Source organism: Nitrospirota bacterium, from assembly GCA_040756155.1.
Taxonomy (GTDB): Bacteria; Nitrospirota; Thermodesulfovibrionia; order JACRGW01; family JBFLZU01; genus JBFLZU01.
This window is the reverse complement of the sequence record JBFLZU010000078.1, coordinates 1-19621: the sequence shown is the minus strand read 5'-3', so window position 1 is coordinate 19621 and position 19621 is coordinate 1. Positions and strand designations below refer to the sequence as shown.

Genomic DNA, 19621 nt, shown 5'->3' with positions numbered 1-19621 from the left:
TCGCTATTGAGAAAGACGAGTCAGATGCTAAGTGTCAAAGAGTCTTTAAGGAATATAATTATGGTCTTAAAAGAAAAAAGACTAAAGACATGTTTTTTGTCTTGACACGGTCGCTCTCAATGGATGTTAGCTGATGCTTATATTATTCATACAGCATTTGCGTACTCTCTTACTTCCTGCTCTAATCGCTTCCCAAGTTCCTCAGCAGTGACATCCAAATCATACTGAGATTGTAGCCCGAGCCAGAATTCGGCGGATGTTCCAAAAAACTTTGCAAGCCTGAGGGCTGTATCAGCTGTAATTCCCCGCTTTCCCAGCACAATCTCGTTAATTCTCCGAGGTGGAACACCAATATTAAGTGCAAGCCTGTTTTGACTTATACCCATTGGCTTGAGAAATTCTTCGCAAAGCACTTCGCCCGGATGTATAGGATGTAGCTTCTTTTTCATAGCGCTCCTCTCTAATGATAGTCTGTTATTTCTACTTCATATGCATCTCCTGCTTTCCATATGAAGCAGATACGCCATTGATTATTGATTCTAATGCTATATTGTCCTTCTCTGTCGCCTTTTAGTTTTTCCAGCCTGTTAGCCGGCGGTATTCTTAAGTCATTGATGCTTTTAGCGTTATTTATCATCCGTAGTTTCCTCAATGAAATTTGTTGAATATCGCCCGGCAATTTACTGGATCCCTCTCGCAAATATATCTTTTCTGTCTCTTTGTTTTTAAATGATTTTATCACCTAATATCATTATATAACGTAATTCGTTAAACGGCAAGCATTATATTTAAACTGCTCCTATTTAGTATGTATTGGTTATTTCTATGTCTCAAAGCCTTCATATCTTGGCTTCAGCTTACACTGCAAGAAAGCCTCTAAAAGGCTTAGCAAATGTTTCAGCCATTGAAGATATTAAAGACTCTCTGGCGATAATCGCCCCTCTGCGTTATGTGATGGGGATACCCGACCGCAACGGCTCGTGATATTCTCGGCATGGTTGGATAATACAGGTTAATCGGAATGGATGTCAATAAAAAGGGTCGCTGTCCCAATTTTGCTATTTTAAAAGCCAAACAGTCGCCTGTGGCACTTGTTCAAGTCCAGCGACTGGTTATATAGTTCTTTATCTTTCCTTTCTCTTTGATTCAAGAATCGTATTCAATAACATTGTCAATGATAACTTTGCTAAATCCGCTGTTGAATATGATTGCTTTGTCCCTCTTGTATCTTTCCAAGTTGGCTTCCTTGACTTTGAAAGATCAAATTGAAATTCCATCTCTTTCAGTCTCTTGGGTTCTTCAAAAGGGAAACAACGTCTTCCACTTCTTATAGATACAGACCCTTCCCACAAACTTAAATATAACGCAGAACTATCTAATGTGTTACTAAATGATGAACTCCATCTAAAATATACGCTGAATCCGTCTCCATATATTGCACACTCATTTCTTCCACTTTCAATATTGAGTTTATCACCTGTACTAGAAACCACCTTCTCAAGTTCAGAAAATAAAAGAGATACCTCTTCATTTGCCACTTTTACCCCATCAGGAGAATCAATGAAAGCCTTCTTTTCTTTTTCAGCTTCAATTTCTCTGCTAAGTCTATCTACTCGATCCTTAACCGTTTCTTCTCTGGGTGTTCCACCTGCTTCTTGAACTCTTGCTTCGATTACAGATGCCGCACCCTCAATACCCCATCGTTCGAGACCAATCCATATCCTATTCTTTGGAAGCCATTTAGGAACGGTAGGAGGCTTATCAAGTGGGGCTAACAAAACAAAATCGTATCTCTCCTCATACGCTCGATTACGTATTGCTGTTTCTTCAATGCATGTCCACGAAGTTTCACCCCAACCTTTTCGATAAAGTATAAAAACAGTACGTGCTTCAGAACCAAATACTCGGTTAAATGTTTCTTCACCATCAGTGCCAGCAAGTTCTTTTTGCTTTTCAGAATAAATAAATGTTGCTAATCTATCTTGAATCAAGTTATTTATCTCAGTTGCTAATTCCTCGTCATCTGCAAGGAAAGAAAATGCAACATCATACTTATATTCTTGGATGGTCATATATCTTCACCATATAACATTATTTTTATCTTATTGTATAAAATTACTAAACCCTATCATATTCTTAGCCATTTGTCAAGGCAGGCACAGGTCTCTCAGCACTGAAAGGTCATATCTCATCTGGCTTCGTCAGTTCCATGGATTCGTTGGGAGAAAAAGCCCCCAGAGGCTTGAGGGCATAGACATCCAGAACTTCCTTACTCATCTTCCAGGAAAGGAATGGGGCTGGTTCTGGCTCTTTCCATCAAAATCTCTCTCTGTCGACCCCCGCACCCTTATAGTAAGAAGACACCATCTCCATCCGGCATCGCTCCAGAAGGTGTTCAAAGATGCCGCAGTGAGAGCAGGAATTACTAAACAGGCATCCGTTCATACCCTGAGGCACAGTTTTGCCACGCACCTTCTTGAAAACGGCTATGATATAAGAACTATTCAGGAACTGCTTGGACACAAAAATCTCCAGACAACTATGATCTATACCCATGTCGCGTCAAAGAACATTCTTGGCGTGCGAAGCCCACTGGATAGATAGTGAGTCTTCGGCTATAATTTCCCCCTTGCTGAAGGTAATGGTGTAGAGTATAATTCGTGTATAATTATTTTTTAGGAGGGAAGAATATGCATGAGGCAGAATTACCAGGTGTAGGGAAGAAATGCTGGATTACGACCAGTGCAGGTGAAAAGGTTACTATTATCAGGCATAACATAGGGAAGATAGAGGTTTACCATTTTATGAAAGGCGAGGAGTCTCCCTCGAGGGTGTTTGAATTAACCGAAGAAGAGGCAAGACAGATAGGGGCAATATTGACAGGCAGGTGTGAAACGAGAATCGTTGAGACGATGGATGTGGTGATGAAAGACCTTGTCATTGAATGGGTGAAGATTGAGCCTTCATCTTCTATGGTCGGGAAAAGCATTAAAGAGATGGAAATCAGAAAGAAGACAGGCGTTTCGATTGTAGCAATAATCAGAGAGGAGGCGGGAATCCCAAGCCCTGCCCCTGATGAGATAATACACTCAGGTGACCTTCTGCTTATAATCGGCAGGGCTGATCAGATAGATAAATTCAAGAATCTTAATTCTACAGGATAATCCAACCATGCCAGAGGCAGATACATCGTATAACACACTCATAGAGATGGCATTTATCCTGATAGTTCTTTTTATCGGTGGTCTATTTGCATCTAAACTGAGACAATCAGTTATTCCTGCCTACATCCTTATAGGTATATTTGGACAGCACTTTATCAAGAGTATAGAACTTATTAGGATTCTCTCAACCGTTGGACTGATACTTCTTCTGTTCTTCATCGGCATGGAGTTTTCTTTCACCACATTAGTTAGAACATGGAAAACTACTTTTGTTTCTGGAGGTATAGACCTTGCACTCAATTTTCCGATAGGTTTTCTGTTCGGCATTATTATTGGATGGGATACACTTTCATCTCTTTATTTAGCAGGCATCGTATATATCAGCAGTTCTGCAATCATCACAAAAACAATAATAGACAACAGACTCTCTGCAAACCCTGAATCAGAGACGATATTGAGTATCCTTGTATATGAAGACCTTTTCATTGCACTCTTTCTCGGGATACTCTCAGGTATAACACTTTCAGGGAGGGTTGATGCACTCTCGATATTGATAGTGCTGTTGAAGGTTATAGGTTTCGGTGTTTTATTTCTGCTGGTATTTCATAGATTCATACCGCATCTTAACAGTGTCCTGAACATAAGATCAGATGAACTCTTCCTTCTTTTAATCTTCGGTATAATTATGTTTGTATCAGTCGTGGCTATGAAACTCGGGCTTTCAGAAGCTATAGGGGCGTTTATGGCAGGTCTGATAATATCTGAGACAGTCCATAGAGAAAGGGTAGAGGAAAAACTAAGTCCTTTCAAAGACCTTTTTGCTGCCATATTCTTTCTTTCCTTCGGGATGACAATAGACTATAATGGGATGGGTGGAGTAATCTGGCTCGGTGTTATACTTGTTGTGGTGTCAATAGTAAGTAAAATCATAAGTGGATTCATTACAGGTTGCATTCAGGGGCTTTCAAAAAGGGCGTCTCTCGGAATTGGCATTGGACTCATAGCAAGGGGTGAGTTTTCTATTATCCTTGCAAGCACTGCTGTAGCAGGGCTATTCTCCCATGAAATAATTTCCAAGATACCCACAATCACAGCGTTTTATGTCCTCGTTACCGGAATATTTGGTGCGATAGCAATGAAGGAGTATCCAAGAATATCAGATAGGTTGACGAAGAGATGATGGAACGTCTGGGACAGAGCAAGATAGTCGTGGATATATTCAATTATGCACTTAATGCTGTTGACCCATATAACGCAGTTATGCGCCATCTATCTCTCGATAGAGAGATGTTGTCTGCAGGAGATAAGGACTATCCCCTAAAGGATTTTAAGCGAATCATAGTAATCGGTGCAGGGAAAGCATCGGCACGAATGGCATCTGCAGTAGAGACGGTTCTTGGCGAAAGGATAACTGACGGAATTGTTATAACAAAATATGGATACAACAGAGAGCAGGATTCAAGGGGCAAGGGGCAAGGAGCAAGGATAAGGATATTTGAGGCCGGGCATCCTATACCTGACGAAAATGGACTAAAAGCAACCCAAGAGATAATAAAACTTTTGAAGGATTCAGACGAAAATACCCTCGTACTCTGCCTTATTTCTGGTGGGGGGTCTGCCTTATTTGTTTCTCCGTATGATTGGATAAGTCTTGTTGAAAAGCAAAAGATCACTAATATGCTGCTTATGGCAGGAGCAAACATCAATGAGCTTAATACAGTCAGAAAGCATATCTCAAGGGTAAAAGGAGGAAGACTTGCAGAGATTGCTTATCCTGCAACTATAATCTCTTTAATCCTTTCAGATGTTGTCGGTGATAGACTCGATGTCATCGCATCAGGCACTACATCTCCTGATAAAACAACATATCAGGATGCATTAGGGGTTTTAAAAAAATACGGATTGATAGACAGAAGTCCTCAGACTGTGTTAAAAGTCCTTTATGAGGGTACAAAAGGTCTAATTCCTGAAACACCAAAAGAAGGGGATATAATCTTTGAAAAAGTCGAAAACATAATCATAGGAAGTAACGAAAAAGCATTGGGGGCTGCAAAGACAAGGGCAGAGACACTCGGCCTTAATGCAGAGATTATTTCAAAAGAAATTTCAGGTGAGGCAAGGGATGTTGGAAGATGGCTTGCACAGAGGGCTTTAGTGTTAAAGGGTTCAAGAGTTCAAGGGTTCAGGGGTTCAAGTTGTTTGATTAGTGGTGGTGAGACAACGGTTACTGTAAAAGGGAATGGTCTTGGTGGAAGGAACATGGAACTCGCTCTTGCTTTTGCAATGGAAATTGAGGGTGTTAGTGGAATTACTCTTCTTTCGGCAGGCACAGATGGTACAGATGGCACAACCGATGCAGCAGGGGCCATAGTGGATGGAAATACTGTTGCAAAGGCAAAAGCCATTGTCATTAATCCTGAAGAATATTTGAGAAACAATGATTCTTATAATTTCTTCAAGAAAATAAATGGTCTCTTTGTCACGGGACCGACAGGAACAAATGTAATGGATATGCAGATAATAATAGTAGTCGAGAGTCAATAGTCGTGAGTCAAGAGTCAACAAAAAACTTCGTCATCTTTACAGACCTTGATGGAACACTGTTAGATTATTCCACATACTCATTTGATGCGGCCTTGCCTGCCCTTAAGGTGCTCAAAGAAAAAAACATTCCACTTGTTATCTGTTCAAGTAAAACAAAGACAGAAATAGAATATTACAGGAAGAAACTCGATAATTATCACCCATTTATTTCAGAGAATGGTGGAGGAATATTTATACCGAAAAACTATTTTAAATTCAAAATTCAAAATTCAAAATTCAAAATTGAAGAAGAAAAAAACTATATCATAATCAGACTTGGTGCACAATATTATGATTTGAGAATGACAATTGAAGCATTGCGTAGAGAAGGCTTTGATATTAAAGGCTTTGGGGATATGAGCATTAAAGAGGTTGCAGAAACTGCAGGGATGAGCATTGATGAGGCAAAGATGGCAAAGGAGCGGGACTTTGATGAACCATTTATTTTTGAAGGCGATGATGCAGAAACCCAGAGACTTTTTGATGCCATTAGATCAAAAGGTTTTAATTACACTCAGGGGAGATTTTTTCATATACTTGGAGATAGCGACAAGGGTAAGTCAGTTGAGATTTTAAAAGAGATGTATAAAAAAGAATTTGGAGAAATTACAGCCATTGCAATTGGCGACAGCCCTAACGATATACCTATGCTTGAGAAGGTTAATTATCCTGTTATTGTCAAGAAGCACGATGGAAATTATGATTCAAGGATGAATATGCCAAACCTCATTAAAGCCGATGGCATAGGTCCTGAGGGATGGAATAAAGCGGTTATAAAGTTAATAAATGACTTTTAAACCCATCCATAGTTTTAAGTGATAATCGTTAACAAATCAGCACAAATAATGTTTCTAAAGATGTTGAATTTCATCCCTCTCTTCCTCTCCCTTTATCTTCTTTTCGAGATATTCTTTAGCAATATCTTTTCCACCTAATCCAAAGGCAATTGCAAGGGCAAGGACTATTCCACCAAAAACTATAATAAAGGTTGAAATGATGGTTCCCCTTCCTATGCCGAGTTGTTCAAGTGCCATTGTAATTGACAGTAGAAATACTGTTAACTTAACAAGTCTCCCGATCAAACCTGATATCTTTATACCTGCATTCACTGATGCTATCAATGCAGCACGACCCAGAAAGTTGCTGAGAAGATATCCGAATATAATTATAGCACCAGCAACAAAGATACTCGGGAGGTAGAGAAAAAACCTTGATAGTAAATGTTCTATGGCAGGGATGTTCAGAGCATTGATAGACATTACCATAAATATCAGGAGTATAACCCAGTATACAAATCTCCCCGTAAATTTTGATGGGGTGTCTTTTATCCCTCCTTTCTGCAAGGTCTGGCTCACGCCGTATCTATCACATAACCTGTCGATGTTTATTATCCTCAGAAATCTTGTGACCAGATTTTTTAATATCCAGCCAATCAAAAATCCAAGTAAGAGGATAATAATAGACGTTATCAGATTCGGAAGAAAGCGGATTACCCTTTCAATTAAGCTACTCAATGATTCAACAAAGATTTTATCTAAAAAACGCTCCATGATATATTCCTCCTTATTTCCACCTCTCAATAAGGTAAGGTTTTAATGCTTCATAAGAAATACATAACCGTTCAATCATTTTCTCTACTTCCGTTGCATCACTGTCCCATGTCTCTATAATAAAAGAGGCGATCTTACCGAGATAAAGTGGAGTAAGCGATTTGAGTACATGTTCCTTGTGCAGAGTCTTTAGATGCGTTGCTATTGAGAAATCGTATATGATCCTTACCCATATCTCGTCCGGTATAAAGAAATTATCCTTTGAGAAATACTTTGCATTATCAAGGAAATTTACTACTTCATCAGATAGAAACAACTTCCATATCTGACTGAGTTCTTTGATGCTGAGACGGAATTTCTCTATCATTGCATCGAGATTAACTTGAACAGGCTCAAGCCCTACTACATATTGAAACCCAAAGATAGGTACAGTTGTAGAGCCGTTTACATCCTTCCATACATCATGGTATGTTTCCATCAATTCAAAAAGTGGCCCAACTACCTGATGGAGCATTGTGCTTAAATCAGCACTTGGCTCCTTCGGGTCATGAATCTTTGCGCCAAGAAAGGACTGGCATACATTAAAGTTGTTTGCTATGGCTGTTGTAGTCATCCAGATATCAATTCCATACCTTGCTACATCTGTATCCCAGACATCTTTTGTAAGATAAAATGATGCGAGATTCCCAGAGAAACCGAAATCTCCCCCTATTGGCTGCCTTATTCTTTTTCCGTAGAGTGCCCTCGTGAATGGATAGACTATACTGTTTGTTATGGTTCCATCGTATTTGTGTCTGAGATAATAAGGTGCGACATAGTCAAAGCCACCTTTAATTACAGGACTGAGGAGCAGTTCTATCCATTCAGGCGTGATACTCCTTAAATCAGAATCAACCACAGCACATGCCTTTGCATTAAGTGTATGTGCTATTTGAAAGATAGTTCTGAAGGCGCTTCCCTTTCCTGGGATTCCATGATATGGTGTGGTTATCTTAAAGAGGGAATCTTTTCGGTGTGAGATAAGGATTGACTGAAAATCTTCAATAGTTGAGTTATTGACAACCTCCATAGTCTCATCGGTTGAACCTCCATCCGAATTAACAAGGACAGCCTTTTTATCATGGAAATACTTAGCAAGTCCTGCCTGAACAGCCTTAACAACATGACCTATTGTTCGAGCATTATTATAACTTGGAATGCCGACAACGATATCAGTTTCATTTAGCTCACTAAGCCTCCCTTGAATCTCTCCCTCAAGAATAATGTCTTCCATTATTTGTTATTTACTATTATAAAGTTTCTCCAGAAAAATGTAAAGTTTTCGCTATTTCGATAATGTTTGTTATTTTTGTGACGAATGTTTATAATAGTTACAAGCCTATAATATTGTCAGTTCCTATAATTTAAAATCAGGGGGTTAAACAATGAGAGGAAAGAGGATATTTATTTTTATTTCTGCCATTTTAATCTTTTTTATCATACTTTCAAGTGCAACAATAATCAATTTATATACGAAATGGCTCTTCTTTAATGAAATCAAACATCCAGATGTTTTTGTAAAGATGCTTTCAACTAAGATTCTGGTAGGTTTATCATTCGGAGTATTTTCTCTCGCCTTTATATTAATTAATGTAATTGTTGCAAACAAAATAAATTTTCCATACATAGATTTATTTTACATAGAACAAACCAAAATTTCCTTGAGAACAGAGGGACTAAACAGGGTGATTAAGCCATTGACTGTAGTGGCAGGAATAATAGCAGGGCTTTTTGTTGGCTTCTGGGGTAGTTTGATGTGGAGAGAGGTATTGATATTTCAAAACAGCATGAGTATAGGCATGAATGATCCTATCTTTGGCAGGGATATCAGCTTTTATATGTTTGAACTTCCTCTACTTGAATTTATAAAAAGTTTTTTAGGCCTTACCCTTATGGCGACTCTCCTTATTATATCCATCAATTATTTTCTCAGGGGTGGTATTGCTGTCAAGGGGAACAACATATCCATTGATGGAAGGGTAAAAAGACACACCGGGATTCTTACAGGTTTTTTTATTGTTAACATATCTTTTGGTTTTTATCTCGATAAGTTTAAACTGTTGCTTTCGGAACATGGCGTGATATTTGGGGCTGGATATACCGATATCTATGCCAGACTCCCTGCACTAAACATACTGATAATCCTGACATTCATAACAGGCATTATTTTTATCACAGGGCTTTTTATGAAGTCATGGAAAATAGCACTTTTCCCGGTAGGGTTTATTGCCATCGCTTATGTTGTGGGTCTTATTGTTTATCCATCAATGCTACAGAGTTTTAAGGTCTCACCTAATGAACTTGTCCTTGAGAAGCCATTTATAGAACACAACATCAAATTTACAAGATTTGGTTATGACCTTGAAAGGATAGAGGTTAGACCATTTAATGTCTCATATAATCTGACTGTTAGAGACATCAAGAAGAACCATGCTACCATCAAAAATATTAGACTGTGGGATGACACACCACTTTTGAAGACATACAGTCAGCTCCAGCAGATAAGGACATACTATAAGTTTACAGGTATTGATAACGATAGGTATTTGGTTAACAGTGAATATATGCAGGTTATGATGTCCCCAAGAGAACTCTCTTACGATGACCTTCCCAGCAAATCCTGGATTAATGAGAAAATGATATTTACCCACGGTAACGGCATTACCATGGGACCTGTAAGCAGGATCAGTAGAGAAGGTCTTCCTGAATTCATTATCAAAGACATACCGCCTGTTTCTTCTTCAGACATAAAGATAACAAAGCCCGAGATTTATTTTGGAGAGCTTTCAAGCGATTATGTAATAGTGAAGACAAAGATTCCTGAGTTCAGCTATCCAACATCGGAAGGTAATATCTATACATCTTATAAAGGAACAGGAGGTATAGATTTATCATCTTTTGTCAGGAGAGCAGTATTTGCAGTGAGATTTAATACTGCTAAGATTGTCCTTTCTTCTGACATTACTCAAGAAAGCAGGATTTTATACAACAGAAATATAATAGAAAGGGTAAGCCTCATTGCCCCATTCCTAATATATGATAAAGACCCTTATATAGTTGTTTCTGAAGATGGAAGGCTATTCTGGATTATAGATGCCTATACCGTATCTAACAGGGTTCTTTATTCAAAACCATTAAACAGAAATATCAACTATATAAGGAATTCTGTGAAGGTCGCCGTTGATGCTTACAATGGCTCAGTTGATTTCTACATAAGTGACCCTGATGATGTGATGGTCAGGGTCTATAGTGCTATTTTCCCTCATCTTTTTAAACCCTTCTCAAAAATGCCGGATGATTTAAGGAGACATATAAGATATCCACAAGGACTTCTTCGCGTGCAGGCATCGATGTTTGCGACTTATCATATGACTGATCCAAAGGTCTTTTACAATAAAGAAGACCTGTGGGAGATTCCTGTTTATGGTAATAAGTCCATGGAGCCATATTACACCATAATGAGACTCCCAGAAGATAAGAAAGAAGAATATATTTTACTTTTACCATACACACCTGCAAAGAGAGACAATCTGGCAGCATGGCTTGCAGCAAGATGTGATGAACCAAATTATGGTAAATTGATTGTATATACCTTTCCAAGAGACAGACTTGTATTCGGGCCAAGACAGATCGATGCCCGTATTGACCAGGATGCGTATATATCCCAACAACTCACCCTCTGGGGCCAGCGTGGCTCACAGGTCATAAGGGGAAGCCTTCTTGTTATTCCCATAGAAAGCTCTCTATTGTATATTCAACCTCTTTATCTAGCTGCGGAGGACAGGGGAGGACTTCCAGAACTTAGGAGGGTCATTGTTGCATATGAAAACGATGTTGTTATGGAGGAAAACCTTGAACTTGGTCTCCAGCGGTTATTCGGAGGCAGGAAAATTTTACCAGCTAAAGAAAAGTTAGAAGATGTCAGGGCATCTATCGATGAGCTTGCTAAAGATGCTATGCAGGCATATGAAAGGGCAATTGAACTCCTGAGGCAGGGAGACTGGGCAGGATACGGCGAACAATTGAAAAGACTTGAACGGATACTGAAAAGGATAGTAAAAAAATAAAAATATTGCCTCTTGATTGAATTCCCTTTTATCAATCAATACCTTCGATCAGGGCAACAGGAAAATTTGCAAAGACATCGGAGAGATATAATGCAATTGCTCCTTTATGATTCACGGCTGTCACAATTTCTCCAGTAAAGATATTGTGGTATCTTGCTCCAACATCTCCAAGTGGTATTACTATGAATGAATCTCTCCATATCTCTTTGCCTAATGGAAGGCTGTCAGGTAATGGGGTGAGTTTTGTAAAAAACCTTGGGACAACAACTATTACTCTTGTATTTCCAAACCTCCTTGCAAAGGCACAGACATTATTTGCTTTCTCTCCCATGACCTCAATGGGCGAATACTCTCCCCTTTCAAATAGTTCCCTATTTGCCTTCCTGTAATTAAGAGCCTTATATATCAAATAGAGTTTTATCAATCCATTATTCTTATTGATGATTAAATCTCTGGCAAGCTCTGATAATGGAATTTCTGATTCACGCTTTTTTAGTTCTTCAAGCATACTTATTCTTATTCCATAATCAACAGGCCTGCGATTGTCAGGGTCAACAAGACTGAAGTTCCATAGCTCAGTCCCCCGATAAAAATCAGGAACACCTGGTGAAGTTATTTTAAGAAGTGTCTGTGAAAGAGAGTTGAACGTTCCATAGTGCGAAATATTCTTCTGAAATGGCAAAAAATCCTTCAGGAATTGATTATCATCTGAGGGATTCATAATCCTTTCAATAAAAAACATCAAGGCATCCTCGTAAATCGTATTCGGATTTATCCAGCTCGTGTTTATCTTAGCCTCTCTGGATGCCTTCAACATAAAATCCTTTATTCTCTTTTTGAAGATTTCATATTCGGCTTCATCCATATGACCAATAGGCCATGTGCCAATGATGGTTTGGTATAAAAGATACTCTTCATTGCGGTCAGGTACGGTTTGGCCATCAACATTTACCTTCTTCTTTTTATTAAGCCTGCTCCATCGCATAAGACATCCTCTCCACTCATCTAAGATCTCCGAAAGAATATTTATCCTTGCCCTCACATCTTCACTCCTCTTTGAATCATGGGTGGAGGTGGCAATGAGTGCATGAGGCCAGAACTTGATTCTCTCTATGTTTTGTCCATGAAAGGTCTCAAGAGGTGTGCCAAACCTATCAGGACTTCCACCTACTTCATTAAGAGAAATAAGGCGGTTGTAAATATAAAAGGCAGTATCCTCAACTCCCTTTGCCATAACCGGACCTGTAATCTGCTGGAATCTCATAACAAAATCAAACCATTCTTCTTTATCACTATCGCTAAAATCCTCGGGGAACTCAAGTAATAGAACGGACTTAAGAAAATCGAAGATAGATTCACTGATGGCAAGATTCTTTTTCTTTGCCTTTGATATAGCAATCTCTATATACCGGCGATCTCCGTCACTTACACCTGATGGATTTATATATGTCCTGTATACAGGGAAAAGGGCTATGACCTCCACTATGGCACTTATAAGGCTGTTTAAGGTAAAGTCCCTTGTATGCCTGTTCTTCTCTGAGATACGATTTAGATAGTGACCCAAGGTATTGATCTCGCTTGCCATTGCCACCTGCATTATTAATTTCTTTTTCTCATAGACAGTATCTTGATAATTTATCTTTGACCTGACGAATCTGGTATATATTTCATCAAATGCCTTTGCATTCGCTATTTCAACAAAGATTCCATTTAATGAGTTCAAAAAAACATATCCCGTTGTGCTGAAGATAGGCCAGTCTTCGGGCATCCTTTCGCCTTTGGTCAAGATCTTCTCTCCGATGATGTAAGAGGGCTTAACCTGTGGGTCTAATAATAACATTTCATCATATTGTTTCATTATTTCTGACCCTATATCCAATTGCTCGGTGGGTAAAGGAACCTCGCCTTTTAATTTCTCATAAAGACCAGATGGAATATCATTCTTTAGTCTCTTCAGATGACCGAGTCGCGTCTGGACAAAACAATCCCGTTGCAAACGTTTAAAATATTCTGACGGATTGTACAGGCCATCAGGATGATCAACCCTCAGACCTGTGACCTTTCCTTTTCTAATCAGCTTGAATATCAGCTTATGGGTTTCCCTGTAGACAATGGGGTCCTCCGTTCGTATTGCTGCAAGTTCATTGATATCGAAAAATCTCCTGTAATTTATCTCCTCTGTAGCAACACGCCAGTGAGATAGCCTGTATACCTGTTCGCTGAGGAATTTATCAAGAAAATCAAAACTCCTCGATTCTTCCTTGACTCCATTAAATATTCGTACGTTTTCATCAATAAAAACCTTAATCTCTGGGCTCTTACTATAGAGATTCCATAGGCGCTTCTTTATAATCTCTTTTTCACGGTATCTCTCGGCAATCTTTTCTGGGTCCTTTTCCGTATATGGAGGTAAATGGTCCAGTGCAGTAATAATGCTTAAAAGCTCCAGAAAGTGAGGGTTCTCATGAAACAGAGACTTTCCCAGATTATCTATGCTGTATCGTAAGATACTGGTATAAGTCTCAGGTCTTACTGGAAACCTGTGGTCGTAATAATTTATAAAGAATGCCCCTTCTTCAAAGGTCAATCTCAATTCCTGATTCTCAAGAATTTTTCCGTATTGGTCTCCTAAGATCGGGAGGAGTGTCTTGTCCTTGAGTTCTTTTTTGACTGGTTTCCAATTTATGTCAAAAAAGTTTGCATAAATAGAGCTCGGACCATTTTCGAGGACATCCATCCACCAGATATTTTCTTTACTTTCGATGCACATATGGTTTGGAACAATGTCGAGGATCTGCCCCATTCCATATTTCTGGAGTTCATTTACCATTTCGTTGTTTTCCCCTTCTGTCCCAATCTCTGGATTCAGTTTGTTATGTTCAACAATATCATACCCATGGAGGCTACCCTCTTTTGCCTTAAAGTATGGAGATGCATAGATATCGGTAATGCCGAGTTCATACAGGTAATGGATGATCTCTTTAGCATCTGAAAATCTAAATTGGTAATTGAATTGCAGCCTGTATGTTGAAACAGGTATTCTTGGCACTAAAAGGCTTTCCTTTTCCATGTTATTATTTCCATTTAATCTTCTGGTAAAACTACTAATATATTAAAAAACAACTTTTGTCCTAAGTTCTTGAACGCTTCTATCCGTTTGGCAGCAGACTCATTACTCAATCTCGCCTTCAAAAGAAACTCTTTATAGGTTGTTTTTGCTATCTTGTAATAAATGTTCTGAATATGCCAGAAGTTTATTTCAAATGGCAGTGAATTCAGTATATCTATCATCTTCCTTATCTCACGAAGCAGTGTAAAATCTGATGGATTTTTATATAGCCTCCCCATTATCCCATCAACCTTGTGCCGTACTATGAATTCTGTATCTATAAAGTCAATTGATACGTTCCATTTTTTAATATCATTGATAATACCCTGAACCTTTTTAATATCCATCTCTTCTTCGAGTGCCTTTTTTAAATCAAAGTTAAGGGTAAACTCTGCAGCGGTATGAAATGCCCTTGGTATAGGAATGCCTGTTTCCTGCAGAAAACCCATTAGGATACGGTTGTTGTCATACATCTGGCGATACAATGTTTTAAACTCTTCCATGGTTGTTCTAATAATAATATTCAGGATCTTACGCTGTTCATCTCTGAAAAGGTCTCTGAAAGAATAATTATGCATCCCGAAATGGTTATCCATTAATCTTATAATGTCTGCAAAGGCACCGCTTTCAAATGCTTTGCTTATCTCATCTCTCATAGATTGGTATGCATCATCTCCGAGAAAAGTTCGGACACCTCCATTAAAATCATGATTGCCGAGGTATAACACACTGAAACTTATTCGTTCAGTTTCCCATATTATCTCTGAGGTGACAGAAATCCGTCCTATGGCGAGTTTCATTCTGCCTGCCTGTATCTTTTGATAATCTTCTCTTGCAACCATATAAGAGTAAATCTTAGTCCTTTCAGTGTAGTCTTCAAAGAGTGAACTGACTGCATAATGCACACCAACCTTCTTGAGATCTATCATGGCAGGTTTAACGAATTTTTCATATACATGTGCTCCATCTTTATGTTCAGGCAAATTGCTTTTTGCCCTTGAAAGCCTTGCAACAAAGTCATTTTCAAGACCGTCATGAAAAAGTTCTTCTGACAGTTGAATTGCCCTGCTTGCATACTGAATGACCTGCACTGTTTCAAGACATGAAAGTTCATCAAAAAACCATCCACAGCTTGTATACATCAGCATTGCATGTCTCTGAATTTCCAGCAGTTTGAGAATGATTATCTTTTCATCCTTATTTAGATTCCTTGATGCATGCCTTCCGAAGAATCTTTCGATATTCTCCTCTGAGCGGTTGAAGATGACATCAATATATCCATTCCGCGCCTTCCACGGATCTTTCAGGTATTCCTTTGCTTTATGCTCATACCTGAATGATAGTTGATCCCTGAGCCAATCCAATGCATCACGTAGGGGTGCTCTCCATTCCTGATTCCATTCAGGATGTCCACCTGAATTACATCCACAATTGTTTCTCCACCGTTCTATACCATGAATACAGCTCCAGGAAGAATTCTCGAATATCTGTACCTCATGGGTTGGAGGATGCTTCTCGACATACTCACCATAGTTTGTCAGTCTTGCAAGTCCATTAGACTCTACATAATTAAGGGTATATGCGAGGGCCATATCGCCGAATTTCTGGTGATGTCCATATGTTTCTCCATCTGTAGCTATATGCATAAGTTGTTGCCACTGCCTTGAGTCGTCGAAACCAGCCATGAGGCGGTTTGCAAAATCCTCACCCCTGGCCAGTAGTTTCTCAAACGCCACTGCCTGTGATATAGGTCCGTCATAAAAGAATAGATTTATCGTACTGCCTGATGGTAGTCTGCATAGATATGCCTGGGTGGGATCGATCTGTCCTCCACCCACATCTTTCCACTTGCCTGTTCCAATCTTCCTCACCCTGTGCGCCTGACTGGGAGCGAGTATTGTAAACCTTATGCCCTGCTCAGCAAGGATATCCAGAGTTTCAATATCTACTGCAGTTTCTGAGAGCCATAAGCCTTCAGGAAAACGCTTAAACCTGTACTCAAAGTCCTTTACACCCCATATCGCCTGTGTGCGTTTATCTCGATTATTGGCAAGGGGCATTATTATGTGGTTGTACACCTGTGCAATTGCATTACCATGACCAGAGCGCCACTCCATGCTCTGCCTGTCTGCCTCAAGTATAGCCTGATAGATTTCAGGAGAGTAAGTTTCCATCCATGAAAGGGCAGTAGGTCCAAAATTAAAGCTTATTCTGGCATAATTGTTTACTATATCAAGTATACGCCTATCCCTATCAAGAATTCTTGAAGCGGTATTAGGGGCATAACATTCAGCAGTAATCCTCTCATTCCAGTCATGATATGGATATGCTGAGTCCTGTATCTCGATTGCCTCAAGCCACGGATTTTCTCTCGGTGGCTGATAAAAATGTCCATGAATACAGAGATAACGCTCCACCAATTACTCCTTAACCTTTCGATATAAAACAAAACTGTGAGGATTTATGCCTGCAATAAACCCTGAACCGCGAGACTTTATTTTTTCCTCTGACAATACGCCGTCCCCTCCCCATTCCTTCGAAGAGGAATCAATTATCCTTTCCCATAAGCCTTCGGGCAGCGTCAATTTAACTTTTGTATTTTTTTCACCGAAATTGAAAAGGCAAAAAATTTCGTCATCTTTGAAGCATCTCCTGACATATAAAACCTTCTCCTCCTCAAATCCCTTTACCTCCATATTCTCCTTGCTGAGATTAAAAAGGGCGGGGACTTCCTTTCTTAATCTTATCAGTTCTTTGTAAAACTTAAACAGAATATTGTGCCTGCCTTTCCTGTGAAGTTCGATATTAATCTTAGAATTTAAAAAAGTGCTTTCATCCTGTGGGTCTGGAATCTCTCCCTGCCATTGAAATGATGAGAACTCCTCTCTCCTGCCCTTTCTCACAGCTTCTATAAGAACCTCATCAGAATGGTTTACAAAATACTGAAAAGGTGCTGTTTCACCGTATTCTTCACCCATAAACAAAAGAGGTATGTATGGAGAGAGAATCACAACACCAGCAGCAAGTTTGAGTTTTTCTAAGGATTGAATCTGGCTTAATCTGTCACCCATCGCTCTATTTCCAACCTGATCATGGTTCTGAGAAAAGACGATAAACTGATGTGCAGGCCTATCTTTTGAGGAACTGCCATGTCCACGTTTTCTGAATCTGGAATACTCTCCTGAATAAACAAAACCCTCTCTGTATGCCTTCTCTAAATGCCATATCTTTCCAAAGTCTTCATAATAGCCATTATTCTCTCCTGTAATTAGAGTATGAAGAGAATGGTGAAAATCATCATTCCATTGTGCATCAATGCCATACCCACCAGTTTCTATTGGATTTATAACCCTTACATCATTGAGGTCACTTTCAGCAATAACATAAATATTCCTAACCAGTACTTCTGCCTGTTTGCGTACAGCTTCACCCAATTCTTGCAAAAAGTGTTTGGCACTGAAATCAAAGATTCCGTGTATGGCATCAATCCTGAGAGTATCAATATGATATTCGGTTATCCAGTAAAGAGCGTTTTCTATAAAAAACCACCTTACCTCATCACTGTAATGTCCATCGAAATTAATAGCATCTCCCCATGGTGTCTTATATCTGTTAGTAAAATATGGTCCAAACTTACCTAAGTAATTCCCTTCAGGGCCAAGGTGGTTATAGACAACATCCAGAATAACAGCCAGTCCCTTTTTGTGAGATGCATTAACCAGTGTCTTTAGTCCAGATTGGCCTCCATAGGAGTTTTGGGGTGCAAATAGATGAACGCCATCATATCCCCAGTTTCTGGTGCCTGGGAATTGAGCCACAGGCATAAGCTCAATGGCGGTTATGCCGAGTTTTTTTAAATAATCAAGGTATGGAATGATTGCCTCAAATGTTCCCTCTTTTGTAAATGTGCCGACATGCAGTTCATATATTATGAAGTCATTTAAAGGGATCCCTTTCCAGTCATCATCAGTCCATTGAAATTCATTAGGGTCTATAATCTGTGAAGGACCATGTAGGCCTTCTGGCTGGCATCGCGATGCAGGGTCGGTTCTTTCCATTTCATCTTCGAGTCTATAAAGATAAAATGTTCCAGGAAAAACACCATCAACTACGATCTCCCAGTATCCTCTGCTATCCTTCTCCATAGGCATCATGCGTTCAGTTAGTGACATGACTTTTACCGCCACATCCTTTAGTAGAGGTGCCCAGACAACAAACTCACATCTTCCATTTCCAAGATAATTAGCACCGATATTCATTCTGTTTTCCGTAATATTAAAGCCTTCTACCTGACTCTGCATCAAATACAATAACCTTATCCAGTGGAAACCCCATAAATGCTTTACCTCTCACCTTTAAGTATTCGCCTAGTTTTGAAGTCCCTTTAATCTTTACATCATTCCATATTACATCAACCCAGTTGAATGAGCCTGCAGATTCTATTATTGAGATAGTAACTTCTATGCGTTCCTTTAACTTTTCAGCAGATATAACTATATCCTCTGGTCTTATCCCTATAATTAAATTGGTGCTTTGAGGCGGACTTTTTAATAAAGGTGATAAAATTATTCTATTACAGTTTATCTCTAAAGGATGTTGTTTATGTACGGAAGCTGGAATAAAGTTCATTGGAGGGCTTCCTATGAAGCCTGCAACAAAGGTATTTGCAGGTTTTAAATATACCTCAATAGGTGTTCCGCACTGCTGTATCTCGCCTTGATGGAGCACTGCTATTCTATCTGAAAGGCTCATAGCCTCTGCCTGATCATGGGTCACATAGACAGTGGATATCTTCAATTCCTGATGAAGCCTCTTTAACTCTGCCCTCATCTCAATCCTTAATCTTGCATCAAGGTTAGAAAGGGGTTCATCCATCAAAAAAACCTTTGGCTTCCTGATTATAGCCCTTCCAAGAGCAACCCTCTGCCTCTGGCCGCCGGAGAGTTCTTTTGGTTTCCTATGAATCATATCTTCAAGACCAAGAAGAGCTGCAACCCGTTTAACTTCATTTTCAATAAATTCTTTTTCTGCCTTCTTCATCTTCAATGGAAAGGCTATGTTTTCATGGATAGACATGTGGGGATAAAGTGCATAGCTCTGAAAGACCAT

The 19621-nt window shown here is 39.3% G+C and carries 14 protein-coding genes and 1 pseudogene; 6 read left to right on the top strand and 9 right to left on the bottom strand.

What is annotated here, in order from left to right:
• Nucleotides 1–146 precede the first annotated feature (146 nt).
• From AB1488_07950 to AB1488_07940, 3 genes are all read right to left on the bottom strand, one after another.
• The gene (locus tag AB1488_07950; protein ID MEW6410029.1) at nt 147–449 is read right to left on the bottom strand and encodes a HigA family addiction module antitoxin; all 303 of its coding nucleotides are present in this window, start codon (nt 447–449) and stop codon (nt 147–149) included.
• Nucleotides 450–460: 11 nt separating this feature from the next.
• Complete coding sequence (locus AB1488_07945; protein ID MEW6410028.1) at nt 461–742, bottom strand: type II toxin-antitoxin system RelE/ParE family toxin; 282 nt, start codon at nt 740–742, stop codon at nt 461–463.
• A gap of 382 nt (nt 743–1124) precedes the next feature.
• On the bottom strand, nt 1125–2072 hold the full coding sequence (locus AB1488_07940; protein MEW6410027.1) for a hypothetical protein: 948 nt from the start codon (nt 2070–2072) through the stop codon (nt 1125–1127).
• Between the two features lie 214 nt (nt 2073–2286).
• On the opposite strand from AB1488_07940, the pseudogene AB1488_07935 reads away from it, so the two are divergent.
• From AB1488_07935 to AB1488_07915, 5 genes and pseudogenes are all read left to right on the top strand, one after another.
• Nucleotides 2287–2604, top strand: a pseudogene (locus tag AB1488_07935) (tyrosine-type recombinase/integrase).
• 86 nt (nt 2605–2690) lie between these two features.
• On the top strand, nt 2691–3164 hold the full coding sequence (locus AB1488_07930; GenBank protein ID MEW6410026.1) for a cation:proton antiporter regulatory subunit: 474 nt from the start codon (nt 2691–2693) through the stop codon (nt 3162–3164).
• A gap of 7 nt (nt 3165–3171) precedes the next feature.
• The gene (locus AB1488_07925) at nt 3172–4344 is read left to right on the top strand and encodes a cation:proton antiporter (protein MEW6410025.1); all 1173 of its coding nucleotides are present in this window, start codon (nt 3172–3174) and stop codon (nt 4342–4344) included.
• Nucleotides 4341–5708, top strand: coding sequence for a glycerate kinase (locus AB1488_07920; GenBank protein MEW6410024.1), 1368 nt, complete (start codon nt 4341–4343; stop codon nt 5706–5708). Before AB1488_07925 ends, AB1488_07920 begins: the two co-directional genes overlap by 4 nt.
• A 2-nt stretch (nt 5709–5710) precedes the next feature.
• Nucleotides 5711–6544 (top strand): HAD-IIB family hydrolase, encoded by an 834-nt coding sequence (locus tag AB1488_07915; GenBank protein ID MEW6410023.1) that lies wholly within the window; start codon nt 5711–5713, stop codon nt 6542–6544.
• Between the two features lie 54 nt (nt 6545–6598).
• Here AB1488_07915 and AB1488_07910 read toward each other — a convergent pair whose 3' ends face one another.
• Nucleotides 6599–7297 carry a hypothetical protein gene (locus AB1488_07910; protein ID MEW6410022.1) on the bottom strand — a complete coding sequence of 233 codons (699 nt, stop codon included), beginning with the start codon at nt 7295–7297 and terminating at the stop codon, nt 6599–6601.
• Between the two features lie 13 nt (nt 7298–7310).
• Nucleotides 7311–8570: a glycosyltransferase gene (locus tag AB1488_07905; protein ID MEW6410021.1), complete on the bottom strand. Its 1260-nt coding sequence runs from the start codon at nt 8568–8570 to the stop codon at nt 7311–7313.
• 151 nt (nt 8571–8721) lie between these two features.
• Between AB1488_07905 and AB1488_07900 the strand changes: the two genes are divergently transcribed.
• Nucleotides 8722–11403: a UPF0182 family protein gene (locus tag AB1488_07900; protein MEW6410020.1), complete on the top strand. Its 2682-nt coding sequence runs from the start codon at nt 8722–8724 to the stop codon at nt 11401–11403.
• Between the two features lie 31 nt (nt 11404–11434).
• Here AB1488_07900 and AB1488_07895 read toward each other — a convergent pair whose 3' ends face one another.
• From AB1488_07895 to AB1488_07880, 4 genes are all read right to left on the bottom strand, one after another.
• Nucleotides 11435–14473: a malto-oligosyltrehalose synthase gene (locus AB1488_07895; GenBank protein ID MEW6410019.1), complete on the bottom strand. Its 3039-nt coding sequence runs from the start codon at nt 14471–14473 to the stop codon at nt 11435–11437.
• A 14-nt stretch (nt 14474–14487) separates the two neighbouring features.
• Complete coding sequence (locus AB1488_07890; protein MEW6410018.1) at nt 14488–16929, bottom strand: DUF3536 domain-containing protein; 2442 nt, start codon at nt 16927–16929, stop codon at nt 14488–14490.
• A 3-nt stretch (nt 16930–16932) separates the two neighbouring features.
• Nucleotides 16933–18813, bottom strand: coding sequence for a malto-oligosyltrehalose trehalohydrolase (treZ, locus tag AB1488_07885; protein MEW6410017.1), 1881 nt, complete (start codon nt 18811–18813; stop codon nt 16933–16935).
• Nucleotides 18788–19621: ABC transporter ATP-binding protein (locus AB1488_07880; GenBank protein ID MEW6410016.1), on the bottom strand; the 834-nt coding region annotated here is incomplete at its 5' end. The genes treZ and AB1488_07880, both read right to left, overlap by 26 nt.

What these genes read in the sequence shown, in the direction of transcription:
- AB1488_07950 (MEW6410029.1), bottom strand. Translation starts at nt 449, where the DNA reads ATGAAAAAGAAGCTACATCCTATACATCCGGGCGAAGTGCTTTGCGAA.
- AB1488_07940 (MEW6410027.1), bottom strand. Translation starts at nt 2,072, where the DNA reads ATGACCATCCAAGAATATAAGTATGATGTTGCATTTTCTTTCCTTGCA.
- AB1488_07930 (MEW6410026.1), top strand. Translation starts at nt 2,691, where the DNA reads ATGCATGAGGCAGAATTACCAGGTGTAGGGAAGAAATGCTGGATTACG.
- AB1488_07925 (MEW6410025.1), top strand. Translation starts at nt 3,172, where the DNA reads ATGCCAGAGGCAGATACATCGTATAACACACTCATAGAGATGGCATTT.
- AB1488_07920 (MEW6410024.1), top strand. Translation starts at nt 4,341, where the DNA reads ATGATGGAACGTCTGGGACAGAGCAAGATAGTCGTGGATATATTCAAT.
- AB1488_07910 (MEW6410022.1), bottom strand. Translation starts at nt 7,297, where the DNA reads ATGGAGCGTTTTTTAGATAAAATCTTTGTTGAATCATTGAGTAGCTTA.
- AB1488_07905 (MEW6410021.1), bottom strand. Translation starts at nt 8,570, where the DNA reads ATGGAAGACATTATTCTTGAGGGAGAGATTCAAGGGAGGCTTAGTGAG.
- AB1488_07900 (MEW6410020.1), top strand. Translation starts at nt 8,722, where the DNA reads ATGAGAGGAAAGAGGATATTTATTTTTATTTCTGCCATTTTAATCTTT.
- AB1488_07895 (MEW6410019.1), bottom strand. Translation starts at nt 14,473, where the DNA reads ATGGAAAAGGAAAGCCTTTTAGTGCCAAGAATACCTGTTTCAACATAC.
- treZ (MEW6410017.1), bottom strand. Translation starts at nt 18,813, where the DNA reads ATGCAGAGTCAGGTAGAAGGCTTTAATATTACGGAAAACAGAATGAAT.